Annotated in this window: 12 protein-coding genes; 7 read left to right on the forward strand and 5 right to left on the reverse strand. The window is 61.4% G+C overall.

Features of this window, described 5'->3' with window-relative positions:
* Positions 1-600 precede the first annotated feature (600 nt).
* Entirely contained in the window at positions 601-1575 is a 975-nt protein-coding gene (locus JQ575_RS38840) for a tripartite tricarboxylate transporter substrate binding protein (protein ID WP_212038460.1), read from the forward strand.
* A 67-nt stretch (positions 1576-1642) separates the two neighbouring features.
* Positions 1643-1981, forward strand: coding sequence for a monooxygenase (locus tag JQ575_RS38845; protein ID WP_212038461.1), 339 nt, complete (start codon positions 1643-1645; stop codon positions 1979-1981).
* Positions 1982-2044: 63 nt separating this feature from the next.
* On the opposite strand, the gene JQ575_RS38850 is transcribed toward JQ575_RS38845, so the two are convergent.
* Positions 2045-2326 (reverse strand): hypothetical protein, encoded by a 282-nt coding sequence (locus JQ575_RS38850; protein ID WP_212038462.1) that lies wholly within the window; start codon positions 2324-2326, stop codon positions 2045-2047.
* A gap of 337 nt (positions 2327-2663) precedes the next feature.
* Here JQ575_RS38850 and JQ575_RS38855 point away from each other — a divergent pair, with 337 nt between their 5' ends.
* The 4 genes from JQ575_RS38855 to JQ575_RS38870 all read left to right on the forward strand — a co-directional run bounded on the left by JQ575_RS38855 (position 2664) and on the right by JQ575_RS38870 (position 7160).
* The gene (locus JQ575_RS38855; RefSeq protein ID WP_212038463.1) at positions 2664-2933 is read left to right on the forward strand and encodes a MoaD/ThiS family protein; all 270 of its coding nucleotides are present in this window, start codon (positions 2664-2666) and stop codon (positions 2931-2933) included.
* A gap of 6 nt (positions 2934-2939) precedes the next feature.
* Positions 2940-4091, forward strand: a complete 1152-nt coding sequence (gene moeB, locus JQ575_RS45920; RefSeq protein WP_212038464.1) for a molybdopterin-synthase adenylyltransferase MoeB — start codon at positions 2940-2942, stop codon at positions 4089-4091.
* 87 nt (positions 4092-4178) lie between these two features.
* Positions 4179-5762, forward strand: coding sequence for a polysaccharide biosynthesis protein (locus JQ575_RS38865; RefSeq protein ID WP_212038465.1), 1584 nt, complete (start codon positions 4179-4181; stop codon positions 5760-5762).
* Between the two features lie 600 nt (positions 5763-6362).
* Complete coding sequence (locus tag JQ575_RS38870) at positions 6363-7160, forward strand: hypothetical protein (protein WP_212038466.1); 798 nt, start codon at positions 6363-6365, stop codon at positions 7158-7160.
* Positions 7161-7403: 243 nt separating this feature from the next.
* On the opposite strand, the gene JQ575_RS38875 is transcribed toward JQ575_RS38870, so the two are convergent.
* The 3 genes from JQ575_RS38875 to JQ575_RS38885 all read right to left on the reverse strand — a co-directional run bounded on the left by JQ575_RS38875 (position 7404) and on the right by JQ575_RS38885 (position 10050).
* The gene (locus tag JQ575_RS38875; RefSeq protein ID WP_212038467.1) at positions 7404-7637 is read right to left on the reverse strand and encodes a hypothetical protein; all 234 of its coding nucleotides are present in this window, start codon (positions 7635-7637) and stop codon (positions 7404-7406) included.
* 162 nt (positions 7638-7799) lie between these two features.
* A complete protein-coding gene (locus JQ575_RS38880; protein ID WP_212038468.1) occupies positions 7800-8888 on the reverse strand; it encodes a TRAP transporter substrate-binding protein in 1089 nt (362 codons plus the stop codon).
* Between the two features lie 181 nt (positions 8889-9069).
* Complete coding sequence (locus tag JQ575_RS38885; RefSeq protein WP_312016097.1) at positions 9070-10050, reverse strand: tripartite tricarboxylate transporter substrate binding protein; 981 nt, start codon at positions 10048-10050, stop codon at positions 9070-9072.
* Positions 10051-10391: 341 nt separating this feature from the next.
* On the opposite strand from JQ575_RS38885, the gene JQ575_RS38890 reads away from it, so the two are divergent.
* Positions 10392-12650, forward strand: a complete 2259-nt coding sequence (locus JQ575_RS38890) for a fused MFS/spermidine synthase (RefSeq protein WP_212038470.1) — start codon at positions 10392-10394, stop codon at positions 12648-12650.
* 81 nt (positions 12651-12731) lie between these two features.
* On the opposite strand, the gene thiD is transcribed toward JQ575_RS38890, so the two are convergent.
* Entirely contained in the window at positions 12732-13529 is a 798-nt protein-coding gene (gene thiD, locus JQ575_RS38895) for a bifunctional hydroxymethylpyrimidine kinase/phosphomethylpyrimidine kinase (RefSeq protein ID WP_212038471.1), read from the reverse strand.
* Between the last annotated feature and the right edge of the window lie 104 nt (positions 13530-13633).

The raw sequence follows: 13633 nt of genomic DNA on the forward strand, positions 1-13633 counted from the left end.
TGCACACGAGCATACAGGGCAGCGGAGAACACCCGGCCTTCCCTCCGCAATGGCTTTACGGCTTATGCCGTGCTCTCCCCGAAGACGAGTTCTTGGTTGACTCCGTCGCCGCCGTTCCCGCTTGCGCTTCTCCGACAGCTTGACGCCTGCAACGGGCGCCAGGACCACACGGTTTTGCCGTACGCTTATCCACGCCATCGTCGAGGCGTAGACCAGCGTCCACCGCAACCCGTCCAACGTCCGTGACGACGGCCGACGCCCTTCTGACCAGGACGGGATGGGCAAACACATACCCTTGATTTCAATTCCGGTAAACAGAAATATTTTATATTTCACGGCTTGACACGAATTCCGTAAATCAGAAGTGATTTGCCCGTCGGGCACAATCGGTATGTAGCCCGGATGAGCAACGCTACATCCGGGACTTCTCTAATCCCGCATATCGCATGCGCTCATGCGGGCTACTTGCTGCGGATCAGCCGGAGCGCATGAGCGTGGCTCCGGCCGCCGCCTTGCGGGCGACGCCTGCTGCTGTCACACTTGCTCCAGATCCTGCGGCAATGACCGCGCAAACCGGCATGCAGGACAAGAGAGGAAACGATGAAGTTCGTAGCGAGCCTGTCCGCCGCGCTGCTGGTGCTGCTGACGGCGCAGGCGGCATCGGCGCAGTCCAGCTATCCGAACAAGCCGGTGAAGATCCTGGTCGGCTTCACGCCCGGCACCGCGCCGGACCTTGCGGCGCGCATTCTGGCCGAACGGTTTGCCGAGGTCTGGGGCACGCCATTCGTGGTCGAGAACCTGCAAGGCGCCGGCAGCAACATCGCCACCGAACGCGTCGCCAAGTCGGCCGCCGACGGCACCACGCTGCTGATGGGCGGCAACTCGGCGCTCGTCATCAATCCGAGCCTGTACGACAAACTGCCGTTCGATCCGGTCAAGGATTTTGCGCCGATCTCGCAGGTGTTCATCGCGGCGAACGTGCTCGCCGTGCCGCCAGAGCAACCCGTCAAGACGGTGGCGGAGTTGGTGGCGCTCGCCAAGGCGCAGCCCGGCAAACTCTCCTATGGCCATGCCGGCGTCGGCACGTCGCAGCATCTCGGCGCCGAACTGTTCAAATACATGGCGCATGTCGACATCGCATCGGTCCCCTATCGCGGCACCACGGCGCTGATGCCCGACCTGCTCGCTAACCGCATCGCGATGTCGTTCGCCAATATCGTGAACGTGGTGCCGCTGGCGAAGGAAGGCAAATTGCGCGCGCTGGCCATCACCTCGGTCAAGCGCTCGGCGCTGGCGCCCGACCTGCCGACGATGGCGGAATCCGGATTTCCCGGTTTCGAGGCGGTGCCGTGGTTCGGCCTGCTCGCGCCATCAGGCACGCCACAGGACATTATCGACAAACTGCACGGCGAAACCGTCAAGACGCTGGCGCTGCCGGAAGTGCGCAAGAAATTCGACGAACTCGGGCTCGAGCCGGTCGGCAATACGCCGGCGGAGTTTGCGGCCGTCATCAGGAAGGAGACGCCCGAATGGGCAAAAGTGATCAAGGACGCCGGCATCAAGCTCGGCAACTAGATTAAACTGCAAGCGCGGACTGCGCCTGTCGCGACCCCATCCGTTCACCCCACCTGAGGAAACCGCCATGGCCAATTGCATCGTTGTCGTTCAGTTCGACCTGCCGAAACGCACCGAGGAACAGGCAATCACAGGCGGCACGTCGAGCGCGCCGACCTATCGCGGCCTCGCCACCAAAGGTTTGATCCGCAAGGACTACTTGAATGGCGAAGTCGGCACCGGCGGCGTCTATCTATGGGACAGCCGCCAATCGGCGGAAGCCTGGTTCACGGAGGAACGCGTGGCCGAACTGACAAAACGCTTCGGGGCGCGCCCTCGCCTCACCTGGTACGACACCCATGTCACGGTCGATAATTTGCAGGACGAGACGCGCGTCAACGGCAAGGCGATCGAGGCCGTGGCCTGACGATAGCCGTTGCGGCACTCCGCGTGATTGGATCGCGCGCACTGCGTTACGCGCGCGGACGATTTAGGTCCCGCGCGTCGCCACCGAAGAGTATCGTTTGCTGCGCTTGCCTTCATTGGGCACGAACTGGGCAAACACTTCCCTGACGCGGTCGGCCGGCGTCGCATCCTGCGTGAAGCGAGGCTCGGTGAGGGTTTCCACCTGTCGGGGTGCGTAGATGGCGCTCTGATAGAGCGACCCGTCGAAGCGTGAATCGCTGTCGCTATCGCGCAAGCAAACGTCGGAAACAAACAACAATACGAACAGTGCCGATCCTACGACTGAAAAATACTGAAAAATGGGCATCGCTTATGCGCCTCCTTTTGCGGAAGGATGCACGCGCGCGATAAAGGCCCGGTTTAACGTCGCCCGGTTTTTGCCGGAGCAGTTGTTCGCGCGTTATCAATTTATGTAAAATTTTAACAAAGCGCGTTCGCGTGCAGGCTTCCGCTTTCGGCGCCATTGCGGACATGGCCGAGCTTACTGGCGTCCTGACCGGGTCGCGAATGACCCCCGGGACGGGCACGGAAAGGACGAGGAAAAGTGGGCCTCCATGTGGCCAACTTGATATCCGACAATAACTGGCCGCGGCTTTTTGACTAGTCTTTGTTGTCCGGGCAGTGCAACTTGAGGGAGTACTAGATTGGCAGTCATCCTGGTACCCAGTTCGTTACGCAGATACTCGGACCAACAGAGCAGGCTTTCCCTTTCTGCCGGCACGATAGCGGAAGCTCTCGCGCGCTTTGCCGAGCGTTCCAAGGATTTGCAGAACCATCTGTTCGCGGGCAAGACGCTGCGCAACTTCGTGGTCGTTTGCAAGAACGGCAAGGATATCCGGCTGCTCAACGGCATGGAAACGCCGATCGGGGACACTGACGAGGTCCAGATCATAGCCAGTGTCGCCGGAGGATGAACGCGCATGCGTACGGATCCCGCTCCCAGCCTTTCGGACGCCGAACTCCGGCGCTTTGGTCGTCATCTCGTCTTGCCGGAGTTCGGCATCGAAGGACAGCGCCGCCTGAAAGCCGGCAGCGCGCTGCTGATTGGCCTAGGCGGCCTCGGCAGCCCTGCCGCGCTCTATCTCGCCGCGGCGGGTGTGGGCCGGATCGGTCTCGTCGATGCCGACGTCGTCGAAGAGACCAACCTTCAGCGCCAGATCGCACATGGCTATGCGGTGCTGGGGAAGCCAAAGATCGACAGCGCCAGGACGAGGATGCTCGACCTCAATCCTGATCTTGTGATCGAGCGCCACCGGATGCGGCTCGATCTGGAAAATGCAGTCGAACTGATCTCGCAATACGATGTCATCATCGATGGAACGGATAATTTCCCGACGCGGTACCTCGTAAACGACACCTGCGTGAAACTTGGGAAGCCGAATGTTTTCGGCGGCGTATTGCGCTTCGATGGCCAGCTAAGCGTCTTCGACGCGCGCCACGGTCCCTGCTATCGCTGCATCTTTCCCGAACCTCCGCCGATCGAGTTTTCGCCGAACTGCGCCGAGGCAGGTGTGCTGGGCGTGATGCCGGGGGTTATCGGTTGCCTCCAGGCGACGGAGGCGATCAAGCTGCTTGCGGGTATCGGCACGCCCATGATCGGGCGCATGCTGATCTATGATGGGCTCGACCTCAGCTTCAACACCATGCGGATCGCCAAGGACAGCGACTGCCGCGTTTGCAGCAAAGCATCTGAAGATATCGTCCTCACTGAAACCGTTATGGTCTGTGCTGCCCCTGTTGGCGGGACGATCCGTGCCGAGGCGCTTCAGGGCAGGCTTGATGCGCAAGAGCCACTCATCATTGTCGATGTTCGTAGTCCGGACGAATGGCTGACTGGCCGCATTCCCGGATCGATAGGCTTTCCCAAGCCGGAGCTGGAGAAGGCGCTCGCGCAAGCAAACGGTGCGCCCCTGTCGGGCCTTCCGATGGACCAAGACATCATCGTGGCTTGCCAGTCAGGCATGCGCAGCAGTGCCAGCATTAAGTTTCTTGTTGCGGCAGGATATGATCCGAAGCGCCTCTTCAATCTTGAGCAAGGCATGTCTGCGTGGCCAGGTCACGTTACTTTCTGACGCGGTTGGCATTGATGAATCTCATTCCCGATCAGGTACTGACAATACCGGATAGAAGCCGACGGGCGCCTGTTAAGGAAATCACCGATGGACTTTGAGAAGCAGATCGTATCCAGCGACGATGTTATCCGTCTGATTATGGCCCTTGGATGCCCGCAGACGCAGGAGACTGCGCAAAAGCTACAAGACGCCACGCGCGAATTGATCGGCATCTTTAAGGCGGATGGCCGGCTCGACGAAAGCCCGATGATGCTCGCGATGACCCGCACCGTCGACCTGCATCGCGGTGCGGCGGCGGCGCGGCTTGAAGGTCGCCGGGTTCTCGTGACCGGAGGCCTTGGCTGCGTGGGTTCACGCCTCATTCCCCTGCTGATCGGCCTGGGAGTTCAGTCGGTGGCCATCGTGGATATCGCCGACCATCCTTACAAGCCTGACGGGCCGGAGAAAGACGGGCCGCAACCCAAGTCCTACAAGGTCAATATCTGCGACGCGCAGGCGCTCGATGCCATCTTTTCGGCACTAAGGCCCCATGTCGTCTTTCATCTGGCGGGTGTTCGCGAGCCGGGCCGCGCGGAGGCCGTGGTGCGCGACGCCATCGCGACCAACGTGTTTGGCACCCGCAATGTCATCGACGCATGCCTGCGGCATGACGTGGAAGCTGCGATCTACTCCTCCACTGGCAAATGCTTTGCCTATGTGAGCGACCACGTCTACGCCGGCAGCAAGAAACTCGCCGAAGCCCAGTGGGTCGATGCTGGACGGCGGAGCACGTCCACACATTTTCGTTGTACACGCTTCACTCACATCATGGAAAATGGGCTGGTCACGCAGGACATTTTCGACGGCATAGATGACGGCATGGTCGCGCTGCATGGTCCGGACCGCAACTTTAATGTCCAGAATCGTCGTCAGGCCACTCATCTGTTGATCAATGCCCTGGCATTGGCTGACGAGACGCCGCCGGATGGATTCTGGTCCGCCATCGATCTGGGCTGGCCGGTCAACACGCTGGAACTGGCGCTTTACACCATCGACCGCAGCGGCAAGCCCGCCGGTATTTGGTTCCAGGGCGTCCCGAAAGGCTATGACGAAGTCTTCTTCCGGGGGCAGTTTGGCTGGGACGAGGGTCAGGAATATCATCCGCTCATCAACGCCCTGGAAGCGCTTACGATGTTCCATGACCACACGGGCACCATGGTCGGTGCGCGCATTCAAAATTTTGACAAACAGACGCTGGATCGCGAACTCGAGGCGCTCCGGGTGGCTTTGGGCGACAGCCGGCTCGGGGTCGATCAAGTCAAGGGCGCGCTGCTTCAAGCGGTAGCAGGCCTGGCGCGAGCAGTTTTTCTTGAGGCAGACCTTTCGCGGCTTGTCGACATATTGTGGTGGGGTGCAGCCCCAACATGGGCCGGGGAGAACGGACGCGACGCCAGGCGTTTTCAGTCCGTCATTCGAATTTTGAGCGATGTCATAGCAGTGCGACTGAGTGACGAAGCGCCTGGAGCAATCGGCGCCGACGTCTTAAGGAAACTCGAAGAGGTCGGCCAGACACTGGCTCTGATTGACGGACTAGCGCAACAGCATTCGATGCTTCAACAGGTTTTCGTACAACAACCGTGGACGGCGGTTATGGGTGGTGGCGGTGTGCAAGCCAGCCGGGCCGGAGTATGAAGTCGAGCGAACTTTCCCAATCGTGAACCATAGGCGCCGGAGGAAGTCTTGCTCAACGATAGTGAGGATCGCGGCATCGGGTGAGCAAGGACGTGATAGGTTTCCGTTTGGAACCTGCAGCAGGTGCGATGCTCCAACGTTTTTGCCTACTCCGCTTTGCCGGCGTTGAGCGCGCACGGGATTCCCGCCGTGATGGTCTTTTTTTGTCCTGAGCAGCCGACAGTGCGACCGGCCCGCGCCGGGGAGACGCGGAGCCTCATTCCGGGCTTCCGCCGGTCGTCTTTTCGGAAATCATGCGCGACGCCGATCTCTTCACGGCCGTGGCTTCAATCGCGGCGGATCCGTTCGAAGGCGACCGCACCCTGTCGATCATCCTTTCCAAGGCGATGTTGCTGGCGGCCGACGATGAGGTCCCGGCTTACTGGCGGCTTGACCGTGTCGCGAATAACCGCTTACGGACATCCGGCAGTGGTGATTTGGCCCCCGGCGACAGGTGTGAAGTCCCTAACGCGAGCTGTACAGTGTCTCTTGATGCGGTTAGCTTGAATCGCGAAACAAGTGGGGTGCAGCGTGCTTCGGCGTTTCGGCCCGGGTTACCTGATGGCGGCATTTCTGTTCGCCTCGGGATGCGCGATAGTCCTGCTCGTATTGAATGGACGGCCGCCTCGGCAGCCAATCATCGAACACGAAAGAATTTTCATCGGGGCCGGGATGTTTATCTGGGCGCTGGTGTTTTATCGGCTCCTGATCGAAGTTTGCGGTTGGGGACCGCCGCCGGAATCTTCGATCGCGGCTTGGCAGCCCCTCGAGACCGCCGAGAGACTCGAGCCCATGCACAGGCAGGCACCAGTCATCTTCCGGATCCTGCCCTGGCCGTGGGTCAAATTGATCGGCTGTTTTTTCGTGTTGCCGATGCTGGGGGTCAATCTCCTGATCAGTCTGCTAGCCCCGTCGCCATGGCTGCAGCTGCCTCCCATCGAGCAGTATGCGATAGCCCTGAGCACGATCCCTATTTCAGGGCTCTTTGCGGCATTCTTCCTGATGCATTACCGGTTGCTGCATTTCGGGATCGGCTCGCGGGCCTGCAGCTTCCGGATTGCTCCTCCGGGATCCGACATAGGCGCGATGGTCTGCCATTACGAGGGATCGTTTCCGCTAAATCTGATCGCCGCGATTTGGGTACGGCAAAAATTATCGCCGTTCTTGCGGTGGAAGGAATTGCACCACGGAATAACGTTCAAGGACGGCGATGAGATGCGCCTGGGTGTGACGACCCGCCATGCGAGCTGGACGGGTGTATCTGACCTCAAATGGGAGCTGGTGCTCGCCGAGCTCAGCAAGCGAACCGGCGTTGCAATCGAGCGACACATGAACGGGGCGCAGTCGCGCCAGTTGTAGCGAGCCAGGAAATTGGTTCCGCTGCCTAGCCGCCAAACCCGCCTCCAAGGCAGCAACAATCGGCGCACACATATCCTGCTGTTTGCTGCGGTGATAAGTCTCCTCACGGCACTTTTGAGACATGCCCGCCTATCCTGAGAAGATTCGTTCACCGGGGGAGACTGGAAGCTTCATCGTCGAGAGGCGGCCGTCGAGGCCGCCAACCAGCTTGCGCGATCGACCGAGGAAAGCTGCAGTGGCTAGTTACCCGCGGCGGCGCCCGAGCAGAACACCGACCAAGAACGCGACAGTGACGGCGTGCAGGGGCGCTTCTCGAGCCCAACGAGCCAAGCGGTCAAGAGGCGCACCCGGTTGCCGGCGTGCTTCGATGGCGTCGGCAACCGATTGAGTGGTTTCCTTGACCATTTGAGTAGCCGCCTGAACGGCCTCCCTGGCCTGGTCGAGCTTGTTGGGGGCATCGATACCTGCGCCGATCATCTGAGTTCTCCACGGCAACGTCGAAGATCGACGCCCGGAACGGAGAATCGTTCCCAGCCCTTTTTTATCGTCAGGCAAACGGACCTGCTAACCGGTAATCCGGATTTGCAGGGCGAGCGGCGGCATTTGCAACAAGTTCCCGGATTTACGGTGCGCCTGCCCTCAGCCCTTGCGCATTCTGCTGAGCAGGTAGTTGTCGTAATAGTTTTCCGCGATCTGCGTGTAGAACAGCACTTCCTTCATGTAGGCGTCGTGGCTCTCTTTGGTCTTCTTGAAGAGCGGGCTCTTCTCGGCGATTTCGTTCAGATGGTCCTGCGTGGCGGTGTAGCAGGCCTCCATGACCGGCTGCGGAAACGCCCGCAGTTCGGCGCCGCCCGCGATCAGCCGCTTCAGGGCAGCCGGATTGACGCTGTCATATTTTTCGATCATCCACGCGCCTGCCGCCGCGCCGGCCTGGCTGAGAACTGCCTGGTATTGCTTTGGAAGCGCATTCCACTTTTCGTCGTTGACGATCATGTGAAGCATGGCCCCGCCTTCCCACCAGCCGGGGTAATAATAGTATTTTGCTACTTTGTAGAAGCCGAGCTTCTCGTCGTCGTAGGGACCGACGAACTCGGCGGCATCGATCGAACCTTTCTCGAGCGCTGAATAAACGTCGCCGCCCGCGATCTGCTGCGGCACGATGCCGAGCTTTGCGAGCACATGGCCGCCCATGCCCGCGATGCGGAATTTGAGGCCCTTGAGATCATCGACGGTCTTGATCTCCTTGCGGAACCAGCCGCCCATTTGGGTGCCGGAGTTGCCGCACAGGATCGCATGCGCCTTGAACGGCTTCAGCGCTTCGTTGCAGAGTTCGGCGCCGCCGCCGAACGTCCACCAGGAATGCTGGTGGCGATGGTTCATGCCGAAGGGTGCGCCGGTAGCATAGGTGAGCGCCGGCTCCTTGCCGATGTAGAAATAAAGCGGGGTCTGGGCCATCTCGACGGTTGCGGTGCTCACCGCATCGAGCGCCTGCAAGCCCGGCACGATCTCGCCGGCCGCAAAGGTCTGGATCTGGAATTTGTTGTCGGTGGCGTCGGCGACGTATTTCGCAAAGGTCTGCGCCGTGCCGTAGATGGTCTCGAGCGACTTTGGAAAGCTCGAGGTCAAACGCCACTTGATCTCGGGCGCGGCTTGCGCGATCGCGGGTGCCGCAACCAGCGTCGTCGCGCCGGCCACGGCGCCGCCTTTGAGGAACGTACGGCGCTTCATGTGATCACTCCCTGGATTGAAAATCGGTTGGCGCGGGGCAGAGGCTTCCGCGGCCCTTCGGCACTCATCATAACGAATTTTGGGACGTGCGTGGAAGTGCCACTTCTGCGCACCGCACTATCCGCGGCGGGCGAGCGGGCACCGATCAGCGGTGCCCGCATTGGTGGAAGGAAAGCGCTCTCTAGTCCAGCTTCACATTGGCCTCTTTCACGACCTTCCGCCAGCGCACGACTTCGTCTGACACCATCTTCGCGAATGCAGGGCCCGTCACGTCAGGGACATCAGAGCCGTTGCGCTCCCAGGCCTCCTTGATCGCAGCCACCTGCATGGCCTGCCGCAGCTCCTTGATCATGCGTTCGACGATTGCCGGCGGCGTGTTCTTGGGTGCGAACAGGCCGTACCAGGTCGCCACTTCGAAATCGGGCAGACCGGCTTCCTTGGCCGTGGGAAGGTCGGGGAAAGCCGCCACCCGCTTCGGTGCGGCGACCGCGAGCGCGCGGAGCTGCCCGGCCCTAATCGGCGCGGCCGACGAGCCCATGCCGTCGAACACGACAGGCACATGGCCGGCGATCAGATCCTGCATTGCAGGTCCCGCGCCGCGATAGGGCACGTGCTGGAGATTGGTCTTGGTCAGGATCTTGAACAACTCGCCCGCGAGATGATGCGTGGTGCCGGCGCCGGCGGAGCCGTAGTTCAACTGGCCCGGGTTCGCCTTGTTGAACGCGATGAATTCGGCGAGCGTCTTGGCGGCGACCTTGTCGGGATTGACCACGATCACCTGCGGCGGACGCGCGATCAGCGCAACCGCGACAAAATCCTTCTCGATGTCGTAGTCGAGATTGGGATAGAGCGAGGGTGCAATGGCGTGGTGCGCCGCGCCCATGAAGAAGGTGTAGCCGTCGGGAGCGGCCTTGGACGCCGCCGAGGCGCCCACCGTGCCGCCGGCGCCGGCGCGGTTCTCGATCAGCACGCGTTTGCCGAGCTGGGTGTCGAGCTGGGCTGCGAGCGGGCGCGCGAAGGCGTCGGTGCCGCCACCGGCCGCAAACGGCACCACGAACGTGATCGGCTTGTCCGGCCAAGTCTGAGCCTGGGCCGGATTTGCGGCAATGGAAAGGCCCGCCAGAACGGTCAATATGGCGTAGCGCAGGGCTTTTTGTCTCACGGCGTTTCTCTCCCGGATATTGCGGCTGGTCCGCGCGTTGGCGGCGTGCCGATTCACTTGAATTACAGGCGGCGAATTATAGGTGCCGGGCATGGTCCCGCCAATGGGCCATTCGGACAAGGAAAGCCGGGGCGCCTGACCGCTCTGCACGGCATCGACGGTGCGCCAGCAATGAGGCGCAAAACGGTCGATTGGCCCGCTCCTTTCTGCCGTCCTTTGGGGCAGCGCGGAAGCACGCTTTGGCAGCCGATTAACCCTTTGATCTCCCCGGTTTCTATTTCATACTTGATCCATTCCTTCGAGATCGCCCCGCAAAACGGCGCTCGTGACAAAGCATTTGCATGACCGATCACGTCAAACCGGCTCTTGGGACCGCCTCGGCCAGCCGTCCGACCCTGGTCATTGCGGTCTACACCGCCGCTATTTTTCTCAGCGCCACGCTGCTGTTTGCCGTGCAGCCCCTGTTTACGAAAATGGTGCTGCCGCGATTTGGCGGTTCGCCATCGGTGTGGTCGGTGGCGATGGTGTTTTTCCAGGGCGTGCTGCTGGTGGGCTACGCCTATGCAGACTTATTGACACGGCTGGTGCGGGGCCGATGGGCGCTCGCGATCCATCTTTGCGTGATGCTGGGAGGCGCCGTCTTCGTTCCGCTCGCGGTCGCGAATGGCTGGGACCTGCCGCCCGCCGATCACGAGGAGCTTTTCCTGCTCGGCATGTTTGCGGTCTCGCTGGGCTTTCCGTTCTTCGCGCTGTCCGCCAACGGTCCGCTGCTGCAGGCATGGTTTGCTCGCTCCGGTCTTGCGCAAGCAAGCAATCCTTATTTTCTCTACTCGGCGAGCAATATCGGCAGCCTGCTTGCGCTGTTCGCCTACCCGTTGCTGGCAGAGCCGCTCTCGACGCTGAGCTTTCAGAACGGCGCGTGGCGCTGCGGCTATTATCTGCTGGTTGCGCTGATCGCGTTGTGCGGAAGCCTGGTGTTCTTCAATCGGGACCACGACAACCCCGTTTCGCAGGCGCAGGCCACCGAGGCGGCGCCCGCGCTGGGGCGAATGGTTTACTGGGTGGCGCTGGCCTTCGTGCCGTCGGCGCTGATGATTGCCGTGACGACGCACATCACCACCGATATCGCCGCGGCGCCCTTCTTGTGGGTGCTGCCGCTGTCGCTCTATCTGATCAGTTTCATCCTGGTGTTCAGCGAGCGAAACCATATCACGCAGGCGACCTGGATGAAGGCGCAGCCGGCGCTGCTGGCGTTGATCGTGCTGACGCTGGCGCTCGATATCCGCACCTGGCTGGTCGTCGATGTCGGGCTGCATCTGCTGACGTTCTTCGTGACGGCGATGATCTGTCACGGCCTGGTGGCGGCGACGCGCCCGCAGGCGGCCTATCTCACGCGGTTCTTTTTCTGCATGTCGCTGGGCGGCGTGCTCGGGGGAATCTTTTCAGGCCTGATTGCCCCGAAGCTGTTTTCCTGGATCGCGGAATACCCGATCTTGATTGTCGCAGCTGCGCTGGCGCGCCCGATGAGTTCGTGGCCGAAGGCAAGGGAAGCCGGTCTGCTGGCCGGCTTTGTCGTGCTTGTGCTGCTGGCAAGCCTGCCGGGCTTTCGCGACGGCTTCACCGCCCTGCCCGTAGCCAACTGGATGGTGTGGGCGATTGTATTGCTGCTGGTGGCAGGCGCCCTGTTCTCGAGCTCGTCGTCGCTCCGGCTCGCCGCGCTGTTTGCCGCCGCCTTCATCGTGACGCGGGCCTATCCGCCGAACGTGAGGCATCTCGAGACCGTGCGCAGCTTTTTCGGCGTCCACAAGATCGAAGTGACCGAGGATGGCCGCTTCCGCGCGCTGCGTCATGGCATGGAGCTGCACGGCGCGCAGCGGCTCACGACGGACGACGGCAAGCCCGTGACCGGCAGGCCGGTGCTTTCGACGTACTATCATCCGGACTCGCCGATCGCCGAAGCGGTCGATGCCGTGCAGAACAAGAAAAACGGCCCTGCCCGGATCGCCGTGATCGGGCTGGGAGCAGGCTCGATCGCCTGCCTCGCGAGGCCACAGGATCGTCTCGACTATTATGAAATTGACGCGGATATCATCCGCATCGCCAAAGACCCGGCCCGCTTCACTTTCCTGCGCGATTGCAAACCCGAGACAAATATCATCCTGGGCGATGCGCGCCTCACGCTCGCCAATGCCACCGACGCCCGTTATGACCTCATCATCGTCGATGCCTTCTCGTCCGATTCCATTCCGGTGCATTTATTGACCCGGGAAGCGCTGCGGATCTACCTGTCCCGCCTCACTCCAGACGGCATTATCGTGACACACATATCCAATAATCATCTCGATCTATCCGGCGTCGTTGCCGCGACCGCGGCGAGCGAAGGACTGCTCGCTCGGCTGTATGACGAGGATGAGGCGCCGAACCTTGACCCGATGATAAAGTTCTCGACGGTCATGGTGCTGGCGCGGAATGATCTCGATCTTGGATTGCTGCAGGATTGGGACGTCGAGAAGCCTGCGCCCGGTCAAGCCCCGTGGAGTGATGACTTTTCGAACTTGCTCGGTCCGCTGATTGCCAAGATGAAGAAAGACAGCGACTGAAGATGCAGCCCGGATGAGAGCAGCGATGCCACAGATTCCCGCATGTCGCTGCGCTCATGCGGGCTACTCACTCAAACAGCTTCAATAATACTTGTGAAAATGATGCACCGGGCCATGCCCGCGGCCGACGCTGAAGCGGTCCGCGGCTGATATCGCCGCGCTGATCCAGGCCTTGGCGTTGCGGACGGCGGTCTCCATGTCCTTGCCCTTCGCGAGGCCTGCCGCAATCGCCGACGACAGCGAGCAGCCGGTGCCGTGGGTGTTCTTGGTGCCGATGCGCGGTGCTGCCAGCGTGATGGTCCTCCCGGCGTCGATAAAATAGTCGGTGCTCTCGGCGCCCTGCCCGTGGCCGCCCTTGATCAGCACCGCGCGGCAGCCCATCGCCAGCAACCGCTTGCCTTGATTCTCGACCGCGGCTTCGTCGGTCGCAATCGGCTCATCGAGCAAGGCCGCCGCTTCCGGCAGATTCGGCGTGATGACCGAGGCGAGCGGAATGAGCTTGGTGCGAAGCGCATCGACGGCTTCCGCAGCCAGCAGGCGGTCCCCTGATGTCGCGACCATCACGGGATCCAGCACGACATGCTTCGGCGACCAGCGCGTCAGCCCGGCGACGATGGCATCGATGCTGGCGGGCTGCGCCACCATGCCGATCTTGACCGCGCCGACGGCGAGATCGGAAAATACCGCATCGATCTGGGCGGTGATGAACTCCGCCGGCACCTGATGGATGCCGCTGACGCCGGTCGTGTTCTGCGCCGTCAGCGCCGTGATCACGGAGGCGCCATAAACGCCGAGCGCGGCAAACGTCTTCAGGTCGGCCTGGATTCCGGCGCCGCCGGACGAATCGGAGCCGGCAATGGTCAGCGCGATCGGCGTCATCGCCTACCTCGTGGAATGGGTGAGTTCGGAGCCATAAACTGTCCTAGCGCGGCCGGCTATTGCCAGCAAGTTGGCTTGCCACGGCGGCCCATTTTTGGCCTATT

It is taken from the genome of Bradyrhizobium sp. JYMT SZCCT0428, from assembly GCF_018131075.1.
Taxonomy (GTDB): domain Bacteria; phylum Pseudomonadota; class Alphaproteobacteria; order Rhizobiales; family Xanthobacteraceae; genus Bradyrhizobium.